This window comes from Variovorax sp. LG9.2 (assembly GCF_035018885.1).
Classification (GTDB): domain Bacteria; phylum Pseudomonadota; class Gammaproteobacteria; order Burkholderiales; family Burkholderiaceae_C; genus Variovorax.
In genome coordinates, this window is the sequence record NZ_JASJXB010000008.1 from 184,643 (window position 1) to 210,967 (window position 26,325).

The following is a 26,325-nucleotide window of genomic DNA, read 5'->3' on the forward strand; positions in this document are numbered from 1 at the left end:
CTTCACTCGTAGCCGAACGACCGCACACGGGCCTCGTCGTCGGCCCAGCCAGAGCGGACCTTGACCCAGAGCTCGATGAACACCTTGGCGTCGACCAGCCTTTCGAGCTCGACGCGCGTCTCCATGCCGATGCGCTTGATGCGCTCGCCCTTGTCACCGATGACCATCGCCTTGTGCCCGTCGCGCTCGACCACGATGGTCGCGGCGATGCGGAGCAGCCGTTTCTGGCCCTTGCGCTGCGGCGGCTCCTCTTCGAACTTGTCGATGATGACGGTCGAGGTGTAGGGCAGCTCGTCACCGGTCAGGCGGAACAGCTTTTCACGGACCAACTCGCCTGCAAGGAACTTCTCGCTGCGGTCGGTGAGTTCATCTTCGGCATAGAACCAGGCTTGCTCGGGCAGGTACTTTTCGCAAATGGCGAACAGGCGCTCGACATCCCTGGCGCTCTTGGCCGACATCGGGACGAACTCGGCAAACGCATGTCTTGCCTGCATCGTCTGCAGCCAGGGCGCGATGTCGCCGCGGCGATGGATGTTGTCCAGTTTGTTGGCAATCAGCAGGGTCGGGATGTCTTTTGCAAGCAGCGCCAGCACGCGCGCGTCCGCCGGCGTGAAGCTGCCAGCCTCGACCACGAACAGGATCAGGTCGACGTCGGCCACGGCACCCAGCACGGTCTTGTTGAGCGACTTGTTCAACGCGTTGGCATGCAGCGTCTGGAAGCCTGGCGTGTCGACGAAGACAAACTGCGTGGCGCCGACCGTGCGCATGCCGGTGATGCGGTGCCGCGTGGTCTGCGCCTTGCGCGAGGTGATGCTGATCTTCTGGCCGACCAGCGCGTTGAGCAGAGTCGACTTGCCGACGTTGGGCTTGCCGACAATGGCAATCAGGCCGCAATGGCGCGGGCCTTCGGCGGTCGGTGGAGCGACGGAAACACCGACGGCGTGCGAATCGTCCGCATCGCCTTCGGTGTCGGCTTTGATGGGCTCGTCGGGTTGGATAGGGTCGGTTGCGGGTTCGGTCGGTTCGGTCGTATCGGTATTGGTCATGCAGCTTTCGTGCTTCGGGCTTTGAGTTTGATCAGCATCGCGGCAGCAGCAGCCTGTTCGCCAGCGCGGCGCGAGCCACCGATGCCGCGTTCGGTCAGGCCCAGTTCTTCCACCGCGCATTCGACGTCGAACGTTTGCTTGTGGGCCGCGCCCACGGTGCCTGCCACGCGGTATGCAGGCAGCTTCATTTTGTGGCCCTGCAGCCATTCCTGCAATTCGGTCTTTGGGTCCTTGCCGACTGCGTCCATGCGCGGATTGATCTCGACGGCCTCGAAGAGCCGATGCACCAGCGCCTGGGCAGCCGGATACCCGGCGTCGAGGTACACCGCGCCAATCAGCGCCTCCAGCGCGTCCGCCAAAATCGACGGGCGTGCCGAGCCGCCGGAGCGCGACTCGCCTTCTCCCAGCCGCAGCAAGGGCGCGAATCCGAGTTTGATCGCCAGTTGGTGCAGCGTTTCCTGCTTGACCAGATTGGCGCGAACGCGCGAAAGGTCGCCTTCTGGCAGGCCGCCCAGCTTGACGTAGAGAAGATGCGCGACTGCCAGATTCAGCACCGAATCACCCAGAAACTCTAGGCGCTCGTTATGGTCCGACGAAAAGCTGCGATGCGTGAGAGCGAGCTGCAACAGGCGCGCATCGGCGAAGGTGTACTGGAGGCGCGCTTGCAGCGCCGGGAGGCCGCCGTCCGCCTTGAGAAGCGGCACGTTCGGCGAGGACTTCTGCGGCGGTTTCAGCGCGACTGACCTTTGTATCGCATGAGAAGCACAGCGGGGCCGAACAACGGGATCTCGCGCTCGTACGAATACGAGACGACCACTTTGTCGCCATCTTTCTTGACGTCGAGGTCCTTGCCGCTCAGCTTGAAATCGTCGATGGCCTGGGAACGATCGAAGATGGCGCGAACCTCTGGCACCGTGTTGCCTTCCTTGGCCTTGTTGGCTGCCTTGTCGATGGCCTGGTATTCGATAAGAGTCGGAATCACCTGCGCGACGACAACCCCTACGCACGCCAGCACGACCGCCACGAACAAAAGTCCGATGAACGAAATACCGCGCTGCTTGTATTGACCAGTCTTCATGCCCTCTTACCCCTCGAATGGATGGATCTAGTTATTGGAACGCACCGATGCGTTTGAGATTGCCGAAATTCATCCAGATAAAGAACGCTTTTCCAACGATATTCTTGTCGGGAACGAAGCCCCAATAGCGGGAATCCAGCGAGTTGTCGCGGTTGTCGCCCATCATGAAATAGTGACCCTCCGGCACTTTGCACACGACGCCGTCGACACTGTAACGACAATTTTCACGGTTGGGGAAGGTCATGATCTCAGCCTCCGACAAACCCGCTCTGCGACTGTCGTCGTTCAGCAAGTAGTGCTGCCGGCCGACCAGATCCTCTTTGTATTCCTTCAGGTAGCGCATGGCTTCCTCGTCGAAATACTCCGGGACGGCGTCCTTGCTGATCGGCTTGCCGTTGATGGTCAATTTCTTGTTCAGGTATGCGACCTCATCACCCGGCAGGCCGACCACACGCTTGATGTAATCGAGACTCGGCTGTGGCGGATAGCGGAACACCATCACATCGCCGCGGGCCGGCGGCGTGCCATCGGTCAGCTTGGTGTTGATGACGGGCAGCCGCAGGCCATAGGTGAATTTGTTGACCAGGATCAGGTCGCCCGTAAGCAGCGTCGGCATCATCGAACCGGACGGGATCTTGAAAGGCTCGAACAAGAACGAGCGCAGCAGGAACACGACCAGGATCACGGGAAACAGGCCGGCGGTCCAGTCGAGCCACCACGGCTGCATGAGCAGCCGCTCGCGCGCCTTTACATCGACCGTGTCGACTTGCGTGATGCCCTTGCCGGCCAGGCGGGCGTTGCGCTCGGCCAATGACGAGTCGATGGCTTCGGCCGCACGTCGACGCTTGGGCAGGAAGTAAAAACGCTCAGCCAACCAGTAGAGACCAGTGACAACGGTTGCTAGGAACAGCAACAACGCGAAGTTGCCTTCGACGGCGCCGGAGTACCAAGCGCCGATGTAGCCTGCAAAGGCCGCGAGGATCAGGGAAGTGAGGAGTGCCATGGTGGTTAGTCTTCGACTTGCAGGATCGCCAGGAAAGCCTCTTGCGGGACCTCGACGGAACCGATCTGCTTCATTCGTTTTTTGCCCGCTTTCTGCTTCTCGAGCAGCTTCTTCTTGCGGGAAATATCACCGCCGTAGCACTTGGCCAGCACGTTCTTGCGGAGCGCTTTGATTGTCTCACGCGCAATGATGGTGACCCCGATGGCAGCCTGGATCGCGACGTCGAACATCTGGCGCGAAATGATCTCTCGCATCTTCGAAACCACCGCTCGGCCACGGTACTGCGACTGGCTGCGATGCACGATGATCGACAACGCATCGACCCGCTCGCCGTTCAACAGGATGTCGACCTTGACGACGTCCGACGCGCGGTATTCCTTGAACTCGTAGTCCATTGAGGCATAGCCGCGACTCACCGATTTCAGTTTGTCGAAGAAGTCGAGCACGATTTCGCCGAGCGGCATTTCGTACGTCAGCATGACCTGCCGACCGTGATACGCCATGTTCATCTGCACGCCGCGCTTCTGGTTGGCGAGCGTCATAACGGCGCCCACATATTCCTGCGGCATATAGAGATGCACCGTAACGATCGGCTCGCGAATTTCCGACATGCGGCCGACGTCGGGCATCTTTGAGGGGTTCTCGACCATGATGACTTCGCCGTCGTTGCGCACCACCTGATAGACCACGCTGGGTGCGGTCGTGATCATGTCCTGGTCGAACTCGCGCTCAAGGCGTTCCTGCACTATCTCCATATGCAGCAAGCCGAGAAAGCCGCAACGAAATCCGAAGCCAAGCGCCTGGCTCACTTCGGGCTCGTAGCGCAGCGACGAATCATTGAGCTTCAATTTTTCGAGCGCGTCGCGCAGCGATTCGTACTCGCTCGCTTCCGTCGGATACAAGCCTGCAAAAACCTGCGGCTGGATTTCCTTGAAGCCCGGCAACGCTTCCGTCGCCGTTGCCGCTGCGCCGCCCGTGCCGGTCTTGATGAGCGTGACAGTGTCTCCGACCTTCGCAGCCTGCAACTCCTTGATGCCAGCAATGATGAAACCGACCTCGCCTGCTTCGAGCGATGGCCGCGCTTCGGTTGCTGGCGTGAACACGCCAAGGCTGTCGGCGTTGTAGCTGGCGCCCGATGCCATCATCTTGATGCGCTCGCCCTTGACCAATCGACCATCGACGACGCGCACCAACATCACGACGCCGACGTAGGCGTCGAACCAACTGTCGACGATCATCGCGCGCAGCGGGCCATCGGGGTTGCCGCGCGGTGCGGGCATCCTCTTCACGACGGCTTCAAGAATTTCATCGATGCCCATGCCGGTTTTGGCAGAGCAAGGAATCGCATCGGTCGCATCGATGCCGATCACGTCTTCGATCTCGGTTCTCGCGTTGTCGGGGTCCGCGTTCGGCAAGTCCATCTTGTTGAGCACGGGCACGACGTCGACGCCGAGGTCGAGCGCGGTATAGCAATTGGCAACGGTCTGAGCTTCGACACCTTGCGATGCGTCGACGACGAGCAGCGCACCTTCGCATGCCGACAACGAACGACTCACTTCATATGAGAAGTCCACATGGCCCGGCGTATCGATCAAATTGAGGTTGTAGACCTGTCCATCTAGCGCCTTGTAATGCAACGCAGCGGTCTGCGCCTTGATGGTTATCCCACGCTCTTTCTCGATGTCCATCGAGTCCAATACCTGCGCCTGCATCTCGCGCTCCGCGAGACCGCCGCAACGTTGAATCAGCCGGTCTGCGAGTGTCGATTTGCCATGGTCGATGTGAGCAATGATCGAAAAATTTCTGATGTGATTCATCAACGGGGACGCTTAAGTACTTGAATTGGCTCGCGCGCAGAAGGCGACAGGCAAGAAAAAAGGGCGCGTCTTCCGGAGACGCGCCCTGAACCAACAAGCAATGGCAACTGCAGTAGTTGGAACTTCATTGTAGGCAAAAAGGAGAGCACGCACATCCAGGAACCCGGTCCGAATAGGTCGTTGCAGGTCAGCAACATGAAAGTTATAAACAGCTTATCAACAATAACTGTGGATCACTCACTGAACAACTTGTGGGCGATCTGTGGACCGCCGGTGGACTGTTCCGTGGAATACCGCATCGTGGAGACGACATGGCTGCTTATGCATCAAGTGGCGTCTACCGAGGTTCCATTCTACCGAAACCGGTTCTTAGCCCTAACTAAAAGTTAGTGATTGCAAACAAACAGGCAGCTGTTTCGATTGAAAAATTTTTGTTACCGACTCTGTTTTCGTTTCAACGGCGCCTCGAAAATGCCGAAAACCCGACTGCCGAGCGGGGCCAATACGTCCCGGCGATGAACATGGGTGCAGATCAGCGCGCCGGCCGAATCAAGGCGTATTGAGCCCATTCGCCGCGGCGCACCAACACCGTGACTGCTTTGCTCTTGTCGGCCTTGCCAATGGCATTCTCGAATTCATGCACATTGCCGACCTCGGCATTTCCGACGGCAAGGATGACATCGCCCTCCTTGAGACCAGCACGCGCTGCGCCCTCGGTCGCCGTGTCGATCTTCACGCCGCCCTTGAGCTTGAGCTCCTTCTTCTGGGCGTCTCCGAGTTCGCTCACTGCGAGTCCAAGCGACTTTGCAGCCGCCGAAGTCGGTGCGACCTTGGGCGCTGGCTCTTCTTTGTCCGACACGCGTTTTGCAGGCTTGTCAGGCTCAATTTCGGCGATTGTCACCGTCAGGTCTTTGGCGCTGCCGCGGCGGAACACCGTCAGCGTGCTCTTGGTGCCGGGCTTGGTGTTGCCCACCAACCGCGGCAAATCACTCGGCTTGTCGATCGCCTTGCCGTCGAACTTGGTGATGATGTCACCCGGTTCGACGCCGGCCTTCTCTCCCGGCGAGCCCGCTTCGACGCTGCGCACCAGTGCGCCTTGCGCTTTGCCCAGCCCGATCGATTCGGCAACATCCTTGCTGACCTGATCGATCTGCACGCCGATGCGCCCGCGGGACACGCGACCCGAGGTCCTGAGCGCGTCGCTCACGCGAATCGCCTCGTCAATGGGGATCGCAAAAGAGATGCCCATGAAACCACCAGAACGCGAATAGATCTGGCTGTTGATGCCCACGACTTCACCGCGCATGTTGATGAGCGGTCCACCCGAGTTGCCAGGGTTGATCGCCACGTCGGTCTGGATGAACGGCAGGTACTCACCGGTGTCGCGCTGCTTGGCGCTGACGATGCCAGCCGTGACCGTGTTCTCGAGACCGAACGGCGAACCGATGGCCATCACCCATTCGCCGACCCGGAGCTTGGAGATATCGCCGACCTTCACCGCCGGTAGGCCGGTCGCTTCGATCTTGACCACCGCCACGTCGGAGCGTTTGTCAGCGCCGATGAGCTTCGCTTTGAACTCGCGCTTGTCGGGCAAGGTGACCATGACCTCAGACGCATCTTCGACCACATGCGCGTTGGTCATCACATAGCCGTCTGCCGTCAAGATGAAGCCCGAGCCCACACCACGTGGTCGCTTTTCTTCAGGGACCGGCTGCTGCGGCCGATTAGGCTTGGGTGCGCCACGCGGCGTGCCCGGTGTGGCACCCGGAGCACCGGGCGCGCCGGGCGCGCCGGGAGGAGGCTGCCCGAAGAAGCGGCGAAAGAACTCCTGCATCTCTTCGTCCATCTCGCCATTACCAGCGCGCTGTGCGACTTTTTCGATCGTCCGGATGTTGACAACTGAAGGCCCGACCTGGTCGACGAGATCGGTGAAATCCGGCAGCGTGCGCGTTTGCGCCTGGACTGACGTGACCGGTAAAAGCGATGCAGTCGCAGCAGCAACCATCAAGGCGCAAACGAACAGGGAGGCGCGAAGTTTTTTGCCCTCGGCATAGAACATCATCATCGAATTTCTTTCAATAGAGGGCAGCGGAACGGTGCTGTGAAATGAACGCTACCAGTTTGGTTCAGCACGGTCGAGTGAGGGGAGATCGAAGAACTCCATGCGGCCGCGCTGATGGCGCTCAACGCGTCCGCACAAGACTCTGAGCAAAGGTATCGAGCGTCTGCGGCGGCACTTCGCCGACCACTGTCAGCCACCAATCTCCGCCCTTGTCGACCAGACGACGGGTCATCGTGTAGGTAGCGCCGAGCATCAATACAACTTCCTGCGGCTGACGCTGCGCGTCGTACGGCTCGATAAAGAGCGAGACCGAAGCAAGACCGTCGGAGAACGTCCACTGCACGGTGCGCTCGCGCGCGCCGGCGCCACCCATGACCCGTCGGTAGCAGCTGGTCGGTTTGAAGCCTGCCACGGGCGTTTTAAGCGCCCAGCCTTCGGCCATCGGCGTGGTGCGCTCGAGTTCGGACTTCTCGACGCGGTAGCCCGCAGTGCTCTGCATCATTTGCGAAAGCGCATGCACCTTGACCGGCGCGTCGAGCTGCAATTCAGAAAAAGCCGACTGCTCCACGACTTTGCCATCGCCGTCGACAGTCTGCAATTTGACGACGAGGCCGGACCGGTGTTCACTCCAGATCCGATAGCCGAAGCGAAGGCTGTCGCGCGGTACCAGACTGATGACGTCGGTGTCGAAACCTGCGACCCGATCGTGTCCCAGCACGCGCACGCCGTAAAAGTCGGCGATGGAAGAATCGGGCGCGCCGAGCAGATTGGGAAACAGCTCCAGGCTCTCGCGCTTTTCGCTCTTCACGACTTTGGTGTCGGGAAGAAAGGTCATTATGTGGTCGTTGCGCCGGAACGTGGACCGCGCGGGCCCGGTCAGTGCCTCAACGCGCTCCAACTGCAGGTCGCCTTCGCACGCGTGCCAGATGCGCGCGCTCGAAAGATTGCCCGCTGAAGCCGACACCACGAATGTGCCCACGTAACTCCGCTCGCGTGATGCCGTGTGCAGGCGTTGCAGCCATTCGACGACACCGAAGCTCGCAAGGTTCGGCGCCTCACCGACAGGTGCTCGGGTCATCGGCTTTTTCGCAGCCGGGTCGCTGCGCAGTTGCGCCACCGCGAACTGCGTCACGCACAGGGCAACGAACACGACTGCGAGCCTGCGCGCAGGAATCGGCATCGAAAGATTCATCGGTTCGATCGACTGCCGATGTCAGCGCGAAGGCGCTTCGAAAGTCGCGTTGCGCAGGAAGCCCGAAGGCATTTGCGATGCGCCGCCGGCCTGGCGATGCGCCTCGAGCAGTTCGTCCAGTCGCGGGTCGCGCAGCATCACCTGAGGATTGCCGTTGCCGACCATCACGCGGGTTGCAGAGAGGGCGGTCAGGCTTGGCGACGGCACAGGTGTCGTGCTGGCCGACGATGTGATGGCCATATTGGCAACCGCCACGACAGGAGCGGTTTGGCCTGGCTGTGGCTGCTGTTGTTGCTGTTGTGCAAGCTGTGGACCGGCTGGCGCGGTGTTCATCGCTACCCAACTCCATCCGATCGCAGCGGCGGCGGCAATCGAAGCCGCACCTGCCACCAATTTCCAGCGGAACACTGGCTCGTTGGCAGCCTCGATCCGATTTGGTAGCTGCGTTTGAATTTGCGGCGGCATAGGCTGCGCAAGCCACACCTGCGCGGGCGCTGCCAGGACAATCGGGTCCTGGGACACCCGCTGCCGGAAACGGGCAAGAAACATCGTGCTGTCGCTGCATGGCGCATGCGTTCCGGCCCGCAGCACGTCACCCACGAGGTGGTAGCTCTGCCAAGTTGCGCGCAAATCTTCTTCCTCGGCGGCTCGGGCGACGACGGCGACAAATTCTTCGCCTTGCAACTGACCATCGGCAAGGGCGGAAATTTGTTCGAGGACTGTTTTTGACTGGTTCATTTCATTCACCTGCTTACCAACGCTTGCCGGACTGGTTGTCCAGCATCGGTTTAACCCGGGCCGATATGGCCTCCCGCGCGCGAAAAATCCGCGACCGCACCGTGCCGATCGGGCAATTCATGACCTCGGCAATCTCTTCGTAGCTCATGCCCTCGATCTCGCGCAGCGTGACCGCTTGGCGCAATTCGGCCGGCAGTGCTTCCATCGCGGCCTCGACGGCGCGGGCGATTTCGGCGGCCGCCAGCACGGTTTCGGGGGTCTCGTCGCTGATTGGTTCGTTTCCGGGCCGGTAAGTTTCATCGTCGTCGTCGGAACCAGGACGCAATGCACTTTCGGAGATGGTCGGATCGCGCTTCATGTCGACCAGAGCCTTCTTGGCGGTGTTGACAGCGATCCGGTAGAGCCAGGTGTAGAACTGCGCATCCCCCCGAAACTGGTGCAGTGCGCGATACGCCCGAATGAATGTTTCCTGGGCAATATCTTCGACCAGGTCGACGTCGCGAACCATGCGGCCGATCAGCCGTTCGATGCGTCGTTGGTACTTGATGACCAGCAGTTCGAAGGCCTTTTGGTCGCCGGCTACCGTCCGCTGGACGAGTTGAAAGTCGACTTCGCCGGGTTTGGGCGCGGCGGCCACGTCCTCTGCGCCATCGGTCGCAGCACCCACATGAGGAACGGGCGCGACGGGGGGAGGCGTTTCGCTCATGGCGCTGCAACCACCGTGCCGGCGGGGTCGACGGCGGTAGCGGGAGTTTTAATGGGTGCGCCGGACAACGCACGCGAGTAAACCGCGCGGCGCAGATCTTGCCAACGCTCAGGCCGGCCCCGGCGTTCAAGCCACAGCCAGCGCACGCGTCGAGTCGGCTCATCGAGTCGCACCAACAACAAGGATTGCAGATCCAGCACAACCACGATTCGCGCCACTTTGCGCGATGCCAATCCAGAAAGAGACCAGTCCTGCCCGTCGAAAACGAGATCGATGGGCTGCACCGGGCCCAACGTCCGTCGCGCAGCCGTCGCAGTCAAGACCACGCTCGCAAGAATCAGCACATGCCGCCAACCGACATGTTCGAACTGAAAAAGCGCAGCGCCCGCGCAGCAAGCGCCAGCAACCCATAGCACCGTCAGGAGCCGCGTCGCGCTGCGCGAACGCCCCACCGGGTAGCTCACCGACGGGGCGCTGTGCATGGGAGAGCGGCGCTCAAGCGCGCTTGAACACCAGCGTGCCGTTGGTGCCGCCGAAGCCAAAGTTGTTTTTGACAGCCACGTCGATCTTCAGGTCGCGCGCTTCGTTGGCACAGTAGTCCAGGTCGCACTCCGGGTCCTGGTTGAAGATGTTGATGGTCGGTGGGCTCTTTTGATGGTGGAGCGCGAGCACCGTGAAGACCGATTCGATGCCTCCGGCGCCGCCCAACAGATGGCCGGTCATCGACTTGGTCGAATTCACGACCAACTTTTTCGCATGCGCGCCGAAAGCATTCTTGATGGCGTTGGTCTCATTCACGTCGCCGATTTGCGTCGAGGTGCCGTGCGCATTCAGATACTGCACTTCATCGGCGTTCACGCCCGCGTTGGTCAGGGCCATGGCCATCGAACGGCGCGGTCCGTCCACGCTCGGCGCGGTCATGTGATAGGCGTCCGCACTCATGCCGAAGCCAGAAATCTCAGCATAGATCTTGGCGCCGCGCGCCTTGGCGTGCTCGTATTCTTCGAGCACCACCACGCCGGCGCCCTCGCCCAATACGAAGCCGTCTCGGTCTTTATCCCAGGGGCGCGATGCCGTCTTCGGATCTTCGTTGCGCGTCGACAGTGCGCGCGCGGCCGCAAAGCCTCCAATGCCAAGTGGCGACACGGTCGCTTCGGAGCCGCCGGCCACCATCACATCGGCGTCGCCGTACTCGATCATTCGAGCCGACAGACCAATGGCATGAAGACCCGTGGTGCAGGCCGTGACGACCGCAATATTCGGGCCCTGAAAGCCGTACTTGATCGACACGTGACCTGAGATCATGTTGATGATCGACGCCGGCACGAAGAAAGGTGAAACGCGGCGGGGGCCACGGTTGACCAGTTCAGCGTGCGTGGCTTCGATCATCGGCAAACCGCCGATGCCCGAACCAATGTTGCAGCCGATGCGGGTGGCTTCTTCGGGCTCCAGCGCATCGCCGGTTTTGAGGCCGCTGTCTTGTACTGCCTGCATGGCTGCCGCCATGCCTAGGTGAATGAAGCGGTCCATATGACGCGCTTCTTTCTCCGAGATGTACTTCGTGATGTCGAAGCCCTTCACTTCGCCGGCAAACTTGCAGGCAAAGGGACTGGCGTCGAAGGATGTGATGGTGTCGATGCCCGAATTGCCGGCCAACAAGTTGGTCCAGGATTCGGCCACCGTGTTTCCGACAGGAGCGATGCAACCGAGTCCGGTCACGACGACGCGGCGTTTGGTCATGCCGGCAACCTTTCTGGGAGCGTCGGGCCGGGAACATGCCCTCGGCCCAACCGGCCGTTCAGGCCTTTTGATTCTTGGATGCGTAGTCGACGGCGTTTTGAACCGTCGTGATTTTTTCTGCGTCTTCGTCAGGGATCTCGATGCCGAATTCGTCTTCGAGTGCCATCACGAGTTCGACCGTGTCGAGCGAGTCAGCACCGAGGTCGGCCACGAAAGACTTTTCGTTGGTGACCTGGGACTCTTCCACGCCGAGTTGTTCGGCAATGATTTTTTTGACACGTGCTTCGATATCGCTCATTTGATTCCCTCTGGGGGTTGTAAGTAATCGGTGGATTTTAGCCGGGCGGATTGTGGCATTTGCCGCACCGCCCTCGCGGGAAAAGATTGCGCCGGACAACTACATGTGCATGCCGCCGTTGACGTGCAGTTCTTGCCCCGTCACGTAGGCTGCCTGGGGTGAAGCAAGGTAGGCGACCGCATGCGCGATGTCTGAAGGCTTGCCCAAGTGTCCCAACGGAATTTGGGACAGCAGCGCTTGCTGCTGCGCCGGCGGCAAACCGGCAGTCATGTCGGTCTCGATGAAGCCGGGTGCAACGCAATTGACTGTGATGTTACGGCTGCCGAGTTCGCGCGCCAATGCGCGCGTCATGCCTGCCACACCCGCTTTGGCGGCCGCGTAGTTGGCTTGGCCCGCGTTACCCGACGCGCCCACCACACTGGTGATGCTGATGATGCGGCCGTAGCGCTGCTTCATCATCGGACGGATGACAGCGCGGGACACGCGAAACACTGCTTTTAGGTTGGTGTCGAGGACGGCATCCCAGTCATCGTCTTTCATGCGTATCGCGAGGTTGTCCCGCGTCACGCCGGCGTTGTTCACCAGGACGTGGATCGCGCCAAAGGCCGTCACGATCTCTTCGATCAGTGCTTCGACGGCCGGGGCATCGTTGACGTCGAGCGAGCGACCACGTCCATCGAAGGCCGCCAGCGTCGAGCTGATTTTGGCCGCGCCGTCGTCGGTGGTTGCGGTGCCGATAACCTTCAGGCCGCGCTGCGCGAGTTCAAGCGCGATGGCGGCACCGAGACCACGCGACGCGCCGGTGACCAGGGCGACCTGTCCTTCGAATTTTGGAGTGCTCATATAAACGGGAGTGCTGCAGGCTGTCTGCTGTCGGGCCGGTCAGCCGGCGAGCGAGTGTTTGGTTTCGGCGAGCGTCGCTGGGTCGTATACGGACCCCGCTATCAACTCGGGAGCGATGCGCTTTGCCATTGCCGCCAGTACCCGGCCCGGCCCGCACTCGATAATGGCGCCGGCGCCGCGTGCTTTCAAGGCCAACACAGTTTCGACCCAGCGAACCGGACCGGCCGCTTGCCGCACCAGCGCGTCGCGAATGCGATCGGCATCGGTTTCAACATTCACATCGATGTTGTTGAGCACAGGCATCTGCGGCGCCGAAAAAGCGACCGTCGCAAGTTTGGCGCGGAGGGCTTCAGCCGCCGGCTTCATCAGACTGGAATGAAAAGGCGCCGACACCGGCAACAGCAGTGCGCGCTTGGCCCCGTTCGCCTTGAGCAGTTCGCACGCCTTGTCGACCGCGGCTTTGCTGCCGGCGATCACCGTCTGCATCGGATCATTGAAATTCACGGCTTCGACGATTTCGAGGCTGCGCGCACCGAAGGTCGCAGTCGCTTCAGCGCAACCTGCGATGACTTTGGCACTTTCCATGCCCAGCACTGCGGCCATTGCGCCGGTGCCGACGGGGACCGCCTTCTGCATCGCTTCGGCGCGAAAACGAACCAACGGCGCGGCCTGCGCCAACGTCAACACGCCGGCGGCCACCAACGCGGAATATTCGCCAAGCGAATGGCCCGCCACTGCGTCAGGCATCGCGCCGCCCTCTGCCCGCCAAGCACGCCATGCGGCCACACCCGCAACCAGCATCACGGGCTGGGTGTTGGTGGTGAGCGCGAGCGCTTCTTTCGGACCGTTCTTGATCAACGCTCCGATGTCTTCGTCCAAGGCATCGGAGGCTTCACGAACAGTTTCGCCGATCGCAGGATGGTCGCCCCAACCGTCGAGCATGGCCACGGCTTGAGAGCCTTGCCCTGGAAAAACAAAAGCGAAAGATGTCATATTTTTATGTCTCCGACGAAGCCGCTGCGCGCTACAAACTCAGTAGCACCGCGCCCCAAGTGAAACCGCCGCCGACGCCTTCTAGCATGACGGTGTCGTTCTTCTTAACTTTGCCGGAGCGCACGGCTTCATCAAGCGCCAGCGGAATAGAAGCGGCCGACGTATTGCCATGCTCGTGCACGGTGACGATGAGTTTCTCAAGTGGCAACTTCAGCTTCTTGGCCGTGCCTTCCATGATCCGGATGTTGGCCTGATGCGGAATCAGCCAATCGATATCGGCTTCTGTCTTACCCGCTTTAGCAAGTGTGGCTCGCGCCGCATCTTCCAGCACGCGCACGGCCAATTTGAAGACAGCCTGGCCATCCATGTGCAGTAGCGGTGTTCCAAGCACCTTGCCGCCAGAAACGTGTCCCGGGACGCACAGAATGCCGACATGCTTGCCGTCGGCATGAAGATCGCTCGCAAGAATGCCGGGCTGGTCGCTGGCCTCGAGGACGACAGCACCGGCACCGTCGCCGAACAGGACGCAGGTCGTCCGATCATTGAAGTCGAGGATGCGGGAGAACACCTCGGCGCCGATGACCAGCGCGCACCTCGCGGTTCCGGTCTTGATCAGGGCGTCGGCCACTGTGAGCGCATAAACGAATCCACTGCAAACCGCTTGAACATCGAAGACCGGGCAACCCGCGATGCCCAGTTTGTGCTGAAGGATCGCGGCGGACGAAGGGAACACCATGTCCGGCGTCGATGTCGCCACGATGATCAGGTCGATGTCGCTGGCCTTGCGACCGGCCGATTCCAGCGCGTGTTTTGCAGCCTCGAGCGCGAGGTCACTGGCACCGATATGTGGCTCTGCAAAATGACGGGCATGGATGCCCGTGCGATCGATGATCCACTGGTCGGAAGTCTCAATACCCCGCAGCGCCAGATCGGCTGCGAGTTCGTCGTTGGTCACCCGGCGCGGTGGCAAAAAGCTGCCAGTACCGGTGATGCGTGAAAAAGGAATCATCAAGCGTGAAGTGCCGCAGGTGCGACCTTCGCCGTCGAATCATGCCGAGCAAGCAGAGGCGCGGCATGGGCGATGCGGGTTCGCACGCGATCTAGCAAGTTGTTGCGAGCGGCATCATAAGCGCGATCCAAAGCGTGCCCGAAGGCCACTGCATCCGCAGAACCATGGCTCTTGAACACCAAGCCACGCAAGCCCAACAGCGCAGCGCCGTTGTACCTACGGTGATCCAAGCGACTTTTAAATGCTTTTAGAACCGGATACGCAACGACGGCCGCGGCTTTGGTGAAGATGTTGCGCGAGAACTCTATTCGAATGAACTCACCAATCATCGACGCTACGCCTTCGCTCGCCTTCAACGCGACGTTGCCAACAAAACCGTCGCACACCACGATGTCGGTCGTTCCCTTGAATATATCGTTGCCTTCGACGTTGCCGTAGAAGTTCAAATCCTGCGAATTAGCAGCCGTTCGAAGCAATTGACTGGCTTTTTTTATCGTGTCGCTTCCTTTTATCGCTTCTTCACCGACGTTTAAGAGTCCCACCGTCGGGGATTCGTTGCCGGTAAGCGCCGACACGAGCGCGGAGCCGAGCACCGCGAACTGGAGCAGGTCCTCTGCATCGCAATCGATATTGGCACCCAGATCAAGCACGGTGGTGGCACCACCTTTGATGTTCGGCAACTGCGGCGCAATGGCAGGCCGGTCGATGCCATCCATTGTCTTAAGCAAATAGCGGGCGATTGCCATCAAAGCACCCGTGTTACCTGCCGAGATTGCGGCTTGCGCGGATCCATCCTTCACTTGTTGGATGGCGACCCGCATAGACGAGTCCTTCTTGCGCCGCAAGGCGACTTCGATCGGGTCGTCCATTGCCACCACTTCGCTTGCTTGGATAAGCGTCGCCCGCGGGTGTGAGAAACCGGTCAATGCAGCCGGTGCGCCCACCATCAGCAGAGCGGCTCCGGTATGCCGATCGAGAAAGGCACGACAAGCTGCAAGCGTGACGCTGGGACCGTGGTCGCCGCCCATGCAATCCACGGCAAGCGTGATCACAGGCGACACAACGGATGAGGCAGAAGACGTAGCCATCAAAACAAAGGCCCGACGCTACGGAAAAAGTAGCATCGGGCCTTGGCCTTGGCGTGCGAAATCAGGCTTCGGACTTGTTCTTGAGCACCTGACGGCCACGGTAGAAACCGTTGGGGCTGATGTGGTGGCGCAAGTGCGTTTCGCCCGTGGTCGGCTCGACGGCGATGCCGGGAACCACGAGTGCGTTGTGCGAACGATGCATGCCGCGCTTTGAGGGCGACTTTTTGTTTTGCTGGACGGCCATGATGGCTCCTGGGCTGATAAGGGGGTGAGTGGATGCGCTTCAGGGCTGCAGGCCCCGAGACCGAAAGTGGCGCACGCGAAGCCCATGATTATAGCCCAGGCATTGAGGTTTCGCCAGTCGGCTACTCGCCCTTGCGTGGTCGCAAGGCGCCGAGCACGGCAAACGGATTGGGCTTTGCGGCCTCGGACTCATCGAAATCCGCGTCGACCACAGACAGTTTGACGGGCACAGGACAAACGTCGTGCACCGGGGTAATAGGGATTTCCATCAGCAACTCGTCTTCGACAAGCTCCTGCACGTTGAAATCGCGGCTGGTCACGAGGAGGTCTTCTTCGGAGCCATCGTCCTCGGCTTCAGCGGTGGCCTCGTCCGCCACGAAGCGGAACCAGCGGTCGACCTCCAGTTCGGTGTCGACCGGCGTCAAGCATCGCTGGCAAACCAGTGGCACGGCGGAGCTGGCGACGAGATGAAGCCAAGACGCCGTACCGCCGGTCGCGCCGGGGCGCTGTGCGCCGTGCGCTTCCCATCGGACAACAATGTCGTCGGCCGGGTCGGCAAGTTCGGACACTAGGCGCGGGTATGTTGCAATCAGGTCGACTGCCGCGAGCGTGCCTTCTTCAGCAGCAAAGCCAGCCACATCCAGCCGCGTGGGGGCGAATTCTCTGTTCATTAGCGCCAGTCTAGCGCTCCCGCACAATCGCGGTTCATGCAACGCACTCTCATTCTGGCTTCCACATCCCGATACCGTCGCGAACTGCTCGACCGCCTGCGACTGCCCTTCGAAGTTCACGCACCCGATGTTGACGAAACGCCACATTCGCAAGAGACGCCAAGAGCGCTTGCCGAGCGCCTCGCGCTTGAAAAGGCGAACGCCGTCGCCACCCGATTTCCCGAAGCCATAGTGATCGGTTCCGATCAGGTCGCCGACCTTGCCGGCGAAGCGCTAGGCAAGCCCGGCGACCATGCGCGCGCCACGGTCCAACTGCGGCGCATGCGCGGCCAGACACTGATATTCCAGACAGCAGTGGCGGTCGTGTGCCACGCCACCGGCTTCGCTCAGCGCGATATCGCTCCGGTGCGCGTCGTCTTTCGCGAACTCGACGACGACGCCATCGAAAACTATTTGCAGGCAGAACAACCGTACGACTGCGCCGGCAGCGCCAAAAGCGAGGGCCTAGGTATCGCGTTGCTCGACGCCATCGACAGCGACGACCCGACGGCTCTCGTCGGCCTGCCGTTGATTCGGACCTGCCGCATGTTGCGCGCCGCCGGGATCGAACTGCTTTGACGCCCGGCAAGCTCTATCTGGTCCCGGCGCCGCTCGACTTCGGTTGCGACGTCCAAGCGCCGCTGCAGGACGCGCTTCCGCTCGGCACGCTGCAGACGGCTGCGGGCATTACCCACTGGATCTGCGAAAACGCGAAATCTGCGCGGGCTTACCTGAAACGCATCGACACCGTGGCACCACTGGCTGCACCGTTGCAGGCGCAGCAGATCCAAGAACTACCACGGGAAGTTCACAAGAAGGGCGACCACGCCGGCCAATTCGATGCCAAGCCGCTATTGAAAGCTGCACTGGAGGGGCATGACATCGGTCTGCTCAGCGAAGCCGGCATGCCCGCTGTGGCCGACCCCGGCTCGTCGGTCACACGCGCTGCGCACGAGTTGGGGATTACCGTCGTGCCGCTGACAGGCCCGGTATCGCTGTTGCTGGCGCTCGCAGCCAGCGGGTTGAACGGCCAGAACTTTGCCTTCGTCGGCTACCTCCCGCAGGATGCAGATGCCCGCAACCAACGCATTCGCGAGCTCGAAACGCTGGCGTTGCGCACTGGGCAAACGCAGCTCTTCATCGAGACACCGTATCGCAACACTGCGATGCTCCAGGCGTTGACGCAAACGCTGCAGCACAACACACGGCTCTCAGTGGCCCGCGGCTTGACCTTGCCGACGGCGAGCGTTCGAAGCGACACGGTTAAAGCCTGGCGCGCCAAGACGATCGCCGTGGATGAACGTTTACCCGCGGTCTTTGCGATCGGACGCTAGCGTTGGGTGCTGCATCAACCATCGTTCGGGCAGTCGAAGGCGTCACCGCCATCACCCGTTGGGCGATCCGCTCGCAGTTCTTTTTCTCCGGGTTCATCTTCGCGACTTGGGGCGTCCATGTGCCGACCGTAAAGGCGCACTACGCCATCGACGAGGCGCAGTTGGGCTTTGCCATGCTCGCCGCCGGTTTCGGCGCGCTGGCCGGCTTGTCGCAGGCAGGCCGCCTGATCGGCCGGTACGGCGGGGGGATCGTTGGCGCGCTGTGCGGATGCGTCTATGCGCTGCTGCTGGCCGGCCTGCTCTCGATGCCCGGCTACGCGTCGCTGCTGCTGTTGCTGGCCGGCTTCGGCCTCGTGACGAGCGTGTTCGATGTGGCAATCAACACCGAAGCCGCGCAACTCGAATTGCGCAGCGGCAAGACATTGATGAGCGGCATGCACGGCATGTTCAGTCTCGGCGGCATGGCAGGCGCCGTCAGCGGCAGCGCAGTGCTCGCTGCGGGTTTGTCGCCTCGCTGGCACCTGATCTTGGTAGCGGCCGTGATGGCGCTCGGCATCGGTTTGTCCGCAGCTTGGATGTCTCCGAAGGCGCCCGCGACGAGCGCGCCGCCTGAGTCGGGCTCTCGGCTGCCGCACGGCGCACTCATGATCCTGGGTGTGCTGGCCGCGCTCGGATTGATTGCCGAAGGCGCCATATACGACTGGAGCGTGCTCTATCTGCAGCAGGAGCTCGGCAGCCCGCAGCAGCAGGCGGCGCTCGCGTATGCGAGCTTTTCGGGAGCGATGGCGGCGGCGCGTTTTGCTGGAGATGCCATGCGCGCTCGTTTTGCGCCGGCCGTTCTGCTGCGCTGGAGTGCGCTGCTGGCAGCGGCATCGATGTCCGTCGTATTGATCACCGAGATGCCGTGGCTCGCTCTGGTCGGTTTTGCTGGCGTAGGCGTGGGCTTTGCCAACGTCGTGCCGATCCTGTTTTCCGCTTCGGCACGCGTGCCTGGCGTCGAACCTGCGCGCGGCATCGCAGTCGTATCGGCTGCAGCCTATCTGGGATTCATGGCCGGGCCACCGGTGATCGGCCTGCTTGCCCGACTCGGCTCCCTCACTGCGGCTTTGTATGTCGTCGTCGTGTTCGCCGTGGCGCTGGCGGCTTCAGCCCGCTACGCCGACGGCCGCTGAATTTGCCAGCGACCGAACTTGGCCTGACGCGGCTTTCAGCGCAACTTATCGCAGAGCAGGCACTGTGTGCAGCGCACGAATCGAGGCATCGCCCATCGCAGCGCCGAATTTCTTGGCGAGCTTCTCGGCCACGTTGTCGCGGCGCGTGTAGTCGATGACTTCTTCGGCCTTCACGATTTCGCGCGCCACGTAATCGACATTGCCCAGCTGGTCGGCCAGGCCAAGATCGATGGCTTGCTGACCGCTCCAGAACAAGCCACTGAACAGGCCCGGCGTGTTCAGCTTGAGCCGATCACCGCGGCCGGTCTTCACCACGTTGATGAACTGATCGTGGATCTGGTCGATAAGTTGTTGCGCATGCGCGCGTTGCGCGTCGTTGACCGGGCTGAACGGATCGAGAAAGCCCTTGTTTTCGCCGGAAATGATCAAACGTCGCTCGACACCGAACTTCTCCATGGTGCCGGTGAAACCAAAACCGTCCATCAACACGCCGATGCTGCCGACGATACTTGCCTTGTCGACGAAGATCTTGTCGGTTGCCGCAGCGATGTAGTACGCAGCCGAGGCACAAGTTTCTTCAACTACGGCGTACACAGGCTTGTTGTACTTGGCCTTCAGCCGCTTGATCTCGTCGCTGATGATGCCGGCCTGCACCGGGCTACCGCCGGGCGAGTTGATCAGCAGCACCACCGCCTTCGCTCCATCGTCCTCAAACGCGGTCTTCATCGCAGCGACCACGAATTCGGCGCTCGCATCGGCGCCGTTGGCGATCTCGCCCTTGATCTCTACGACTGCCGTGTGCGACGTGGTCTTGGCGGTCGTCGGCGTGGCGCGCGACACTCCGAACCACACCAGGAAGATGAAAAAGAGCAACCAGCTCAGCCGCACGAACGTCTTCCAGCGGCGCGTCGCCTTTTGCTCTTTCAACGATGCGAAGGCAAGCTTCTCGAGTGTCGCGCGCTCCCAACCGATCGTCTGTGTCGGATCACCTCTGCCTGTGTTCTTCGGAGCGCTGTGGGGAGGTGGAACGGGCGCTGCGGGATCAAAAGGCTCAAAACCTTCAGGTTCCGTGCGGTTCGGGTCGGTCATGTGGAAAACGGCTTAAAAGGCCAGAGGTTGGAGGTTCCAATCAGTATGCCAGTGCACCACGCCGCCACTCTCGCCGAGGGTGATCTTGACGAGGCCACCGCGGCACGGTCCACCGGCGCATTCCCCAGTGTGCGGCGCATAAACGGCACCATGCGTTGCGCACATCAGCCACTGACCGCTGTCGTCGAAAAATCGGTTGGGCTGGAAGTCCATTTCCATCGCGACATGGCTGCACCGATTCAAGTAGGCATGCGGCACACCATCAAAGCGGACCGCGAAGCCACGGCAGGTCTCGCCGGCATAGACGACATCGAACGGCACGGCACGGTCGCCTTCCACGAGGTCGGACGAGTTGCACAAGGGAATCGCCTGGGTCATGCGTTGGCTGCAAGCCACCCCTGCAGGTCCGCAACCGAATGCGCAGTGTGGAGAGGCTTGAACGCATCGAACGCCGCCGGTTCATGGGCGCCATAACTCACGCCGACGCTGGGACAGCCCGCGTTGATCGCCAACTGAAGGTCGTGCGTCGTGTCACCGATCATCAAGGTGCGCTCAGGCGCAACGTCGAGTTCTTCCATGAGTTCGAGCAACATGCGGGGATGCGGCTTGCCCGCAGTCTCGTCGGCCGTGCGCGAGGCGTCGAAGCGATCGCGCAGCGCTACCGTTGCCAGCGCATCGTTCAATCCGCGACGCGACTTGCCGGTGGCGACCGCGAGCTTGTGGCCGCGCGTGCGCAGCGCGTCGATCATCTCCAGCACGCCATCGAAGAGCACCAGATCGTCCTGGTGCTGCAGATAGTGATATCGGTAGCGGGCACCCAATTCGACGTACTTTTCTTTCGGAACGTCGGGAGCGGCGCGCGCCAGCGCTTCCGCAAGCCCCAGGCCGATGACCCAGGCCGCGTCGTCCTCGCTCGGCTTGGCGCCGCCGACGTCGATCACCGCCGCCTGGATGCAGCGCGCGATGAGACGCGTGGAGTCGTAGAGCGTGCCGTCCCAATCGAAGGCGATCAGGTCGAAGCGGAGGGGTCTGGAGGCGCGCGAATTGATGGAATCGGTCATGCGTGGGATGTCGGGGGCGGATGTTGAGCGAGTGCGTCGAGTGCCGATGGCGGCATCAGCGCGTGAAGTTCGGGGGGAAGATCGGTCTGCAGTGAAACGCGCTCGCCGCTTGCCGGATGTGTGAACTGAAGACGCCAGGCATGCAGAAACATTCGCTTCAGCCCGAGTTTCGCCAAAGCGCGCTGTCGGTCGGATTCGCCGTACTTGTCGTCGCCCGTGATCGCATGGCCAGCCGAAGCCAGATGAACCCTGATCTGATGGGTGCGTCCGGTCTTGATGGTCACGGCGAGCAGCGACACCGGTGCCGCATCTCCAGGCAACGTGAGCCGCGCGAGCACTCGCACCAGCGTAACGGCGCGCATTGCATCCGGGTGGTCCTTGGCAACCACCCGCACGCGGCGCTCTCCAGCCTCCGGCGCGCCGTCTTTGCCGGGCAGCAGGTATTTGGCGAGTGGCGAGTCCAGCACCTTCTTATTCGCAGGCCAGGCTCCTTCGACGAGCGCCAGATAGGTCTTGCCAGTTTCACGTTCGCGAAATTGTTCTTGCAACGCGGTCAGCGCGCTCCGCTTTTTGGCGACCAGCAGAATTCCGGACGTATCGCGATCCAACCGATGCACGAGTTCCAGAAACTTCGCCGTCGGACGCGCGCTGCGCAATTGTTCGATGACGCCAAAGCTAACGCCGCTGCCGCCATGCACCGCCACGCCGGCAGGCTTGTCGATCCCGAGCAAGGCGTCGTCTTCCAGCAGCACCGGAAACTGCCTTCCCGGTGCGGGCCTGGCTGCGTTTTCTTCCACGTGTGCAGAAATGCGCACCGGCGGTAGCCGCAGCACATCGCGGAATGCGATCCGGGTCTCGGCTTGCGCCCTGCCCTTGTTGATACGCACTTCGCCGGAGCGGATGATCCGGTAGACGTGGGTCTTGGGCACGCCCTTCAAATGGCGGAACAGAAAGTTGTCGAGTCGCTGCCCGGCCGACTCTTCATCGACTGTCAAAAATTTGACAACCGAATCCGGCGAGCCCGTTTCAGTGGCCTCGGAGGCCGGCTTCACGCCTATAATGTTTTTCACCAGCGCGGTCATGTAAGTGCTTGATTAGACAGAAGTTTAGAGCACCCAAACCCGCGTTGTGAGGTCGATGCCGCTTTGGTGTTGAGTTCGCAAGCCAAGCGCAACGGCGCACGGCGGCGGGCAAAACATCCAAGTCAAGCCGACGCCCACGAAACACCGATACGGAATACCCAGCAAATAGCCTTCCAGCTTTTTGCGGATCGAAGCGAGTCCCTTGTGTTGATGCTGCTGATTCAGATCTGCCTGCGCTGCCCCACCTGGCTAATGCCCGGTTGGCCAGTGGCCTCGGGCATTGAATCGCCTGCAGCGCGCGCCACCCTTGCGCACCCCGCCGTCGAACCGATGGCAAGTCAACACCGAATCTGGCTCGCACCCATCCACGCGCCCCCACCCCGCTTGTCGTTGAGCTGACGCTCAAACGGCCGACCGCGCTCGTCGTGGAAGGCTGGGACATTCGGGGCCAAGCGGCAATTCCTTCGTTTCGCAGGCGTCGTCCGTGCATCGTTGGCTCGTCATGAGCCGGTCAGAACGATACGAACAAGGACAACCCAATATGAAGCGGATGTTGATCAATGCCACGCAGCCTGAAGAGCGCCGCCTGGCCATCGTCGATGGGCAAAAGCTCCTCGACTACGAGATCGAAATCGAAGGACGCGAGCAGCGTAAAGGCAACATATACAAAGCCGTCGTGACGCGGGTCGAGCCGTCGCTCGAAGCCTGCTTCGTCGACTACGGCGAAGACCGCCATGGCTTTCTGCCGTTCAAGGAAATCTCCAAGCAATACTTCGCCGAAGGCGTGTCGGCCAGCCAGGCCCGCATCCAGGACGCTATCCGTGAAAGCCAGGAACTGGTCGTTCAGGTTGAAAAGGAAGAACGCGGCAACAAGGGCGCTGCCCTGACCACCTTCATTTCGCTGGCCGGCCGCTATGTCGTGCTGATGCCGAACAACCCGCGTGGCGGTGGCGTTTCGCGTCGCATCGAGGGCGAAGATCGGGCTGAGCTCAAGGAAAACATGGACCAGCTGGAGTACCCGAAGGGTGCCAGCATCATCGCCCGCACCGCCGGCATCGGCCGCTCCGCACCTGAACTGCAGTGGGACTTGAATTACCTGCTCAAGCTGTGGACGGCCATCGACGGCGCATCGAAGGGCGCGAAGGGCGCCTTCCTGATCTATCAAGAGTCGAGCCTTGTCATCCGCGCTATTCGTGACTACTTCAATCACGACATCGGCGACATCCTGATCGACACCGACGACATCTACGAGCAGGCGCAGCAGTTCATGGCGCACGTCATGCCCGAGCACGCAGCCCGCGTGAAGCGCTACCGCGACGACGCGGCGCTGTTCAGCCGCTTCCAGATCGAGCACCAGATCGAATCGGCCTACGCGCGCACAGTGCAATTGCCGAGTGGCGGCGCCATCGTGATCGACCACACCGAAGCACTGGTGTCGGTCGACGTCAACTCGGCCCGAGCCATCAAGGGCGGCGACATCGAAGAAACCGCCACCCGCACCAACCTCGAAGCCGCCGATGAAGTGGCTCGACAGATGCGCCTGCGCGATTTGGGCGGGCTGATCGTCATCGACTTCATCGACATGGACGAGTCGAAGAACCGCCGCGAAGTCGAAAGCCGCCTGCGCGATGCGCTGCGCCAAGACCGTGCACGTGTTCAGTTCGGCTCGATCAGCAAGTTCGGCCTGATGGAAATGAGCCGTCAGCGCCTGAAGCCGGCACTGAGCGAAGGTTCGTCGATTCCTTGCCCTCGCTGCGGCGGCTCTGGCCACATCCGCGATACGGAATCCAGCGCGCTGCAGATCCTGCGGATCATTCAGGAAGAATGTCTGAAGGACAACACGGCCGCGGTGCACGTTCAAGTGCCGGTCGAAGTCGCTTCGTTCCTTCTGAACGAAAAGCGCCCCGAAATCGCCAAGATCGAACTCAAGCAGCGCGTGACCGTGCTGATGGTGCCGAACAAAACGCTCGAAACGCCGAACTACCGTCTCGAGCGCCTGAAGCACGACGACCCGCGCCTCGACCACATCGAAGCCAGTTACAAGATGGCCGAAGAAATCGAAGACCCGACCTCGGTCACGCGTCGCTCTCAAGAGCCGACCAACAAGCAAACGCCGATCATCAAGGGCGTGCTGCCCGATGCGCCGGCTCCGGTTGCAGTGCCCAAACCTGAAGTCGTGCGCGCAGCACCCGTCGCGGCTCCGGTGGCGGCGGCGCCAGCCCCGGTCGCGCCTGTTGTGATTGCCAAGGCGCCTGCAGAAACCGGCTTCTTCGCCAAGCTTAAGAGCTGGTTTGCCGCACCAGCAGCACCCGTGCCGGTACCAGAACCTGCCGTCAGTCCGGTGGAAGCGGCCAAGCCGGCGCGTCGCGACGGACGTCCGTCGCGCGATGGAGAAAGCCGCGGAGCGCGTGAAGGCGAGCCGCGCCGCGGTGGACGCGGTGGCGAAGGCCGCGACCGCGGTAATGGTCGCGATGGCGAACGCCGCGGTGGACGCGGCGGTGAGCGTCGCGACGGAGAGCGTCAAGGCGGAGAACGCCGCGAGCCGCGCGAAGGTCAAGCCGAAGTACGCAGCGAAGCGCAAATCCGGGAGCCTCGCGAAGCGCGTGAGGGACGCGAACCACGGGAACCGCGCGAAGGCCGCGCCCCGCGCGATGGCGAGCGCCGTGGTCGCGGCGGACGTCGCGATTCGGAAGTGCGCACGGACGCCCCTGAAACCATGGAAGGCACTGCGCTGGAGAGTGTGGCCGCAACGCCGCAAGCACTGGCTGGTGAGCCTGGCGCAGCGCCATCCGAACGCGCGCCGCGCGGACGCGGTGAGCGCCGCGATCGCTCGGACCGCAACGACCGTGGCGATCGAAACGATCGCAATGCAGATGCGCCGCGTGATCGAGGCACCGATGCGCCGAACGACGCCGTCGCCGATGGCAGCGTCGAGGGCGCTCCGAGCGGCGAGCGCAGCACGCGTGGCGGACGTGGCGACGAGCGGTCGTCCCGTGGTGAACGCGGTGAGCGGGGTGAGGGCCGCCGTGAACGGCGACCGGAAGACGGCGCTCGCCCTAGCGAGGACCCGGCTCAAGGAGCAAACCCTGAACTGATGGGCGAGCCCTCCGACGCCAATCAACAGGGCGACGCGATCGGCACCGAAGCGCCACGGCGCGAAGGCGACGACCGTCGCGGCCGCTCGCGCGACCGGTTCGGTCGTGACCGCCGCGAAAGGGCGCCACGCGAAGGCGCGGAAGAGGCTGGCGTTACTGCGCTTGCTCCGGAGTCGCTCGTGCACGCTGAGTCGTCTGACGAGCGAGCCGAGCCGCTCGCACCGACGTCGTACTTTGCTCCCTTCCGGGCAGCGGCAGCCCAGGCATCAGCCCCTGTCGCACTTGCTGCTGAGACGCCGCAATCGGCGGGCGGTGTTGCTGAAACAACCGCAATCGCTACGGCGCCGGTACCAGCGCCAGCAGCAATCCCGGCGCCTACACCCGTGAAGGCATCGACCGCTCCTCAAACTTCACGCGCTCTGCCGAAGGTTCAACCGTTCGAACTACCTCTTGCGGAATTGGCGCAGGTCGCCGAAGGCTCCGGACTGCATTGGGTGAACTCCGATGCCGCACGGATCGCCCAGGCACAGGCAGCCATGGCTGCGGAGCCGCGGCCGGCGCACGTGCCGCGTCCTCGCCCACCCACTGTTGTGCTGGAAGAAGGCTCTCTGGTGCTGGTCGAGACGCGTCGCGACCTTGCCGGCATGACGCTTCCGTTCGAGCAAGCCGCTCAGCAAATCGACTCGGCGCGCTAAGAAAGCGCTTTCCGTTTCACCGAAAGGGCGGCACTTGCCGCCCTTTTTTTGTTTGAGGCCAGCCATGAACACCGGCCGCGCTGGTCGGGCACTGGTGCTGCAAAGGCAATCTGTCGCTCAATGGCTTAGCACTCGCTTAGCTCCACAACCGGTAAAGACGCCGGCTGCATCCCGCTGCCGAGCCATACAACCAGTGGAGAGTCGTTTCGGCCCGATTTGTTCCCTCACAGG

26 protein-coding genes and 1 pseudogene are annotated in these 26,325 nt (G+C 61.8%); 4 read left to right on the forward strand and 23 right to left on the reverse strand.

All coding sequences use genetic code 11. The features are described 5' to 3' along the window. Positions 1-2: 2 nt before the first annotated feature. The 19 genes and pseudogenes from era to QN413_RS11200 all read right to left on the reverse strand — a co-directional run bounded on the left by era (position 3) and on the right by QN413_RS11200 (position 16,527). The gene (gene era / locus QN413_RS11110; RefSeq protein WP_323496669.1) at positions 3-1,046 is read right to left on the reverse strand and encodes a GTPase Era; all 1,044 of its coding nucleotides are present in this window, start codon (positions 1,044-1,046) and stop codon (positions 3-5) included. Further along, positions 1,043-1,750, reverse strand: coding sequence for a ribonuclease III (gene rnc, locus QN413_RS11115; protein WP_323496670.1), 708 nt, complete (start codon positions 1,748-1,750; stop codon positions 1,043-1,045). Before rnc ends, era begins: the two co-directional genes overlap by 4 nt. A gap of 26 nt (positions 1,751-1,776) precedes the next feature. After that, a complete protein-coding gene (locus QN413_RS11120) occupies positions 1,777-2,124 on the reverse strand; it encodes a DUF4845 domain-containing protein (RefSeq protein WP_323496671.1) in 348 nt (115 codons plus the stop codon). Positions 2,125-2,155: 31 nt separating this feature from the next. After that, the gene (gene lepB, locus QN413_RS11125; protein WP_323496672.1) at positions 2,156-3,127 is read right to left on the reverse strand and encodes a signal peptidase I; all 972 of its coding nucleotides are present in this window, start codon (positions 3,125-3,127) and stop codon (positions 2,156-2,158) included. A gap of 5 nt (positions 3,128-3,132) precedes the next feature. Continuing rightward, positions 3,133-4,944 (reverse strand): translation elongation factor 4, encoded by a 1,812-nt coding sequence (gene lepA / locus QN413_RS11130; RefSeq protein WP_187052723.1) that lies wholly within the window; start codon positions 4,942-4,944, stop codon positions 3,133-3,135. A 532-nt stretch (positions 4,945-5,476) separates the two neighbouring features. Then, a complete protein-coding gene (locus QN413_RS11135; protein WP_323496714.1) occupies positions 5,477-7,006 on the reverse strand; it encodes a DegQ family serine endoprotease in 1,530 nt (509 codons plus the stop codon). Positions 7,007-7,127: 121 nt separating this feature from the next. Further along, positions 7,128-8,198, reverse strand: a complete 1,071-nt coding sequence (locus tag QN413_RS11140; protein WP_323496673.1) for a MucB/RseB C-terminal domain-containing protein — start codon at positions 8,196-8,198, stop codon at positions 7,128-7,130. Between the two features lie 21 nt (positions 8,199-8,219). Next, a complete protein-coding gene (locus QN413_RS11145; protein WP_323496717.1) occupies positions 8,220-8,531 on the reverse strand; it encodes a hypothetical protein in 312 nt (103 codons plus the stop codon). 177 nt (positions 8,532-8,708) lie between these two features. Then, positions 8,709-8,936: pseudogene (locus QN413_RS11150) on the reverse strand (sigma-E factor negative regulatory protein); the annotation flags it as partial. A gap of 13 nt (positions 8,937-8,949) precedes the next feature. Beyond that, positions 8,950-9,642 carry an RNA polymerase sigma factor RpoE gene (rpoE, locus tag QN413_RS11155; RefSeq protein ID WP_323496674.1) on the reverse strand — a complete coding sequence of 231 codons (693 nt, stop codon included), beginning with the start codon at positions 9,640-9,642 and terminating at the stop codon, positions 8,950-8,952. Beyond that, a complete protein-coding gene (locus tag QN413_RS11160) occupies positions 9,639-10,124 on the reverse strand; it encodes a hypothetical protein (RefSeq protein WP_323496675.1) in 486 nt (161 codons plus the stop codon). Before QN413_RS11160 ends, rpoE begins: the two co-directional genes overlap by 4 nt. Positions 10,125-10,137: 13 nt before the next feature. Further along, positions 10,138-11,382 (reverse strand): beta-ketoacyl-ACP synthase II, encoded by a 1,245-nt coding sequence (gene fabF / locus QN413_RS11165; RefSeq protein WP_323496676.1) that lies wholly within the window; start codon positions 11,380-11,382, stop codon positions 10,138-10,140. A 58-nt stretch (positions 11,383-11,440) separates the two neighbouring features. Beyond that, the gene (gene acpP, locus QN413_RS11170; protein ID WP_187052728.1) at positions 11,441-11,680 is read right to left on the reverse strand and encodes an acyl carrier protein; all 240 of its coding nucleotides are present in this window, start codon (positions 11,678-11,680) and stop codon (positions 11,441-11,443) included. 99 nt (positions 11,681-11,779) lie between these two features. Next, positions 11,780-12,523, reverse strand: a complete 744-nt coding sequence (gene fabG, locus QN413_RS11175; RefSeq protein ID WP_323496677.1) for a 3-oxoacyl-ACP reductase FabG — start codon at positions 12,521-12,523, stop codon at positions 11,780-11,782. A gap of 39 nt (positions 12,524-12,562) precedes the next feature. Further along, complete coding sequence (fabD, locus tag QN413_RS11180) at positions 12,563-13,516, reverse strand: ACP S-malonyltransferase (protein WP_323496678.1); 954 nt, start codon at positions 13,514-13,516, stop codon at positions 12,563-12,565. A gap of 31 nt (positions 13,517-13,547) precedes the next feature. Beyond that, complete coding sequence (locus QN413_RS11185; protein ID WP_323496715.1) at positions 13,548-14,525, reverse strand: beta-ketoacyl-ACP synthase III; 978 nt, start codon at positions 14,523-14,525, stop codon at positions 13,548-13,550. Then, a complete protein-coding gene (gene plsX, locus QN413_RS11190; RefSeq protein WP_323496679.1) occupies positions 14,525-15,577 on the reverse strand; it encodes a phosphate acyltransferase PlsX in 1,053 nt (350 codons plus the stop codon). The genes QN413_RS11185 and plsX overlap by 1 nt, the downstream gene beginning before the upstream one ends. A 97-nt stretch (positions 15,578-15,674) precedes the next feature. After that, a complete protein-coding gene (gene rpmF / locus QN413_RS11195) occupies positions 15,675-15,857 on the reverse strand; it encodes a 50S ribosomal protein L32 (protein WP_007830466.1) in 183 nt (60 codons plus the stop codon). Between the two features lie 121 nt (positions 15,858-15,978). After that, on the reverse strand, positions 15,979-16,527 hold the full coding sequence (locus tag QN413_RS11200) for a YceD family protein (RefSeq protein ID WP_323496681.1): 549 nt from the start codon (positions 16,525-16,527) through the stop codon (positions 15,979-15,981). Between the two features lie 36 nt (positions 16,528-16,563). On the opposite strand from QN413_RS11200, the gene QN413_RS11205 reads away from it, so the two are divergent. The 3 genes from QN413_RS11205 to QN413_RS11215 are packed head-to-tail and all read left to right on the forward strand — an operon-like array spanning position 16,564 to position 19,072. Then, a complete protein-coding gene (locus QN413_RS11205) occupies positions 16,564-17,145 on the forward strand; it encodes a Maf family nucleotide pyrophosphatase (protein WP_323496682.1) in 582 nt (193 codons plus the stop codon). Continuing rightward, a complete protein-coding gene (locus tag QN413_RS11210) occupies positions 17,142-17,900 on the forward strand; it encodes an SAM-dependent methyltransferase (protein WP_323496683.1) in 759 nt (252 codons plus the stop codon). The genes QN413_RS11205 and QN413_RS11210 overlap by 4 nt, the downstream gene beginning before the upstream one ends. A gap of 2 nt (positions 17,901-17,902) precedes the next feature. Next, positions 17,903-19,072, forward strand: a complete 1,170-nt coding sequence (locus QN413_RS11215) for an MFS transporter (protein ID WP_323496684.1) — start codon at positions 17,903-17,905, stop codon at positions 19,070-19,072. Positions 19,073-19,117: 45 nt separating this feature from the next. Here the strand turns inward: QN413_RS11215 and QN413_RS11220 are convergent, their stop codons facing one another. From QN413_RS11220 to QN413_RS11235, 4 genes are read right to left on the reverse strand one after another with little or no spacing between them, the layout of a single operon-like run. Next, entirely contained in the window at positions 19,118-20,161 is a 1,044-nt protein-coding gene (locus QN413_RS11220; protein ID WP_323496685.1) for a S49 family peptidase, read from the reverse strand. A gap of 12 nt (positions 20,162-20,173) precedes the next feature. Beyond that, the gene (locus tag QN413_RS11225) at positions 20,174-20,539 is read right to left on the reverse strand and encodes a Rieske (2Fe-2S) protein (RefSeq protein WP_323496686.1); all 366 of its coding nucleotides are present in this window, start codon (positions 20,537-20,539) and stop codon (positions 20,174-20,176) included. Next, positions 20,536-21,222: an HAD-IA family hydrolase gene (locus QN413_RS11230; protein WP_323496687.1), complete on the reverse strand. Its 687-nt coding sequence runs from the start codon at positions 21,220-21,222 to the stop codon at positions 20,536-20,538. The genes QN413_RS11225 and QN413_RS11230 overlap by 4 nt, the downstream gene beginning before the upstream one ends. Next, a complete protein-coding gene (locus QN413_RS11235) occupies positions 21,219-22,292 on the reverse strand; it encodes an RluA family pseudouridine synthase (protein WP_416352168.1) in 1,074 nt (357 codons plus the stop codon). The genes QN413_RS11230 and QN413_RS11235 overlap by 4 nt, the downstream gene beginning before the upstream one ends. A 553-nt stretch (positions 22,293-22,845) precedes the next feature. Between QN413_RS11235 and QN413_RS11240 the strand changes: the two genes are divergently transcribed. Further along, on the forward strand, positions 22,846-26,094 hold the full coding sequence (locus QN413_RS11240) for an Rne/Rng family ribonuclease (protein WP_323496689.1): 3,249 nt from the start codon (positions 22,846-22,848) through the stop codon (positions 26,092-26,094). Positions 26,095-26,325: the final 231 nt, after the last annotated feature.

Bases quoted from the DNA above. Each gene is read 5' to 3' on its own strand.
- QN413_RS11200 (WP_323496681.1), bottom strand. From the start codon at position 16,527: ATGAACAGAGAATTCGCCCCCACGCGGCTGGATGTGGCTGGCTTTGCT.
- QN413_RS11140 (WP_323496673.1), bottom strand. From the start codon at position 8,198: ATGAATCTTTCGATGCCGATTCCTGCGCGCAGGCTCGCAGTCGTGTTC.
- lepA (WP_187052723.1), bottom strand. From the start codon at position 4,944: ATGAATCACATCAGAAATTTTTCGATCATTGCTCACATCGACCATGGC.
- QN413_RS11230 (WP_323496687.1), bottom strand. From the start codon at position 21,222: ATGACCGATTCCATCAATTCGCGCGCCTCCAGACCCCTCCGCTTCGAC.
- QN413_RS11240 (WP_323496689.1), top strand. From the start codon at position 22,846: ATGAAGCGGATGTTGATCAATGCCACGCAGCCTGAAGAGCGCCGCCTG.
- QN413_RS11120 (WP_323496671.1), bottom strand. From the start codon at position 2,124: ATGAAGACTGGTCAATACAAGCAGCGCGGTATTTCGTTCATCGGACTT.
- lepB (WP_323496672.1), bottom strand. From the start codon at position 3,127: ATGGCACTCCTCACTTCCCTGATCCTCGCGGCCTTTGCAGGCTACATC.
- QN413_RS11185 (WP_323496715.1), bottom strand. From the start codon at position 14,525: ATGATTCCTTTTTCACGCATCACCGGTACTGGCAGCTTTTTGCCACCG.
- fabG (WP_323496677.1), bottom strand. From the start codon at position 12,523: ATGAGCACTCCAAAATTCGAAGGACAGGTCGCCCTGGTCACCGGCGCG.
- QN413_RS11145 (WP_323496717.1), bottom strand. From the start codon at position 8,531: ATGAACACCGCGCCAGCCGGTCCACAGCTTGCACAACAGCAACAACAG.
- rpoE (WP_323496674.1), bottom strand. From the start codon at position 9,642: ATGAGCGAAACGCCTCCCCCCGTCGCGCCCGTTCCTCATGTGGGTGCT.
- QN413_RS11205 (WP_323496682.1), top strand. From the start codon at position 16,564: ATGCAACGCACTCTCATTCTGGCTTCCACATCCCGATACCGTCGCGAA.
- era (WP_323496669.1), bottom strand. From the start codon at position 1,046: ATGACCAATACCGATACGACCGAACCGACCGAACCCGCAACCGACCCT.
- QN413_RS11225 (WP_323496686.1), bottom strand. From the start codon at position 20,539: ATGACCCAGGCGATTCCCTTGTGCAACTCGTCCGACCTCGTGGAAGGC.
- acpP (WP_187052728.1), bottom strand. From the start codon at position 11,680: ATGAGCGATATCGAAGCACGTGTCAAAAAAATCATTGCCGAACAACTC.
- QN413_RS11160 (WP_323496675.1), bottom strand. From the start codon at position 10,124: ATGCACAGCGCCCCGTCGGTGAGCTACCCGGTGGGGCGTTCGCGCAGC.
- QN413_RS11135 (WP_323496714.1), bottom strand. From the start codon at position 7,006: ATGATGTTCTATGCCGAGGGCAAAAAACTTCGCGCCTCCCTGTTCGTT.
- fabD (WP_323496678.1), bottom strand. From the start codon at position 13,516: ATGACATCTTTCGCTTTTGTTTTTCCAGGGCAAGGCTCTCAAGCCGTG.
- rpmF (WP_007830466.1), bottom strand. From the start codon at position 15,857: ATGGCCGTCCAGCAAAACAAAAAGTCGCCCTCAAAGCGCGGCATGCAT.
- QN413_RS11220 (WP_323496685.1), bottom strand. From the start codon at position 20,161: ATGACCGACCCGAACCGCACGGAACCTGAAGGTTTTGAGCCTTTTGAT.
- fabF (WP_323496676.1), bottom strand. From the start codon at position 11,382: ATGACCAAACGCCGCGTCGTCGTGACCGGACTCGGTTGCATCGCTCCT.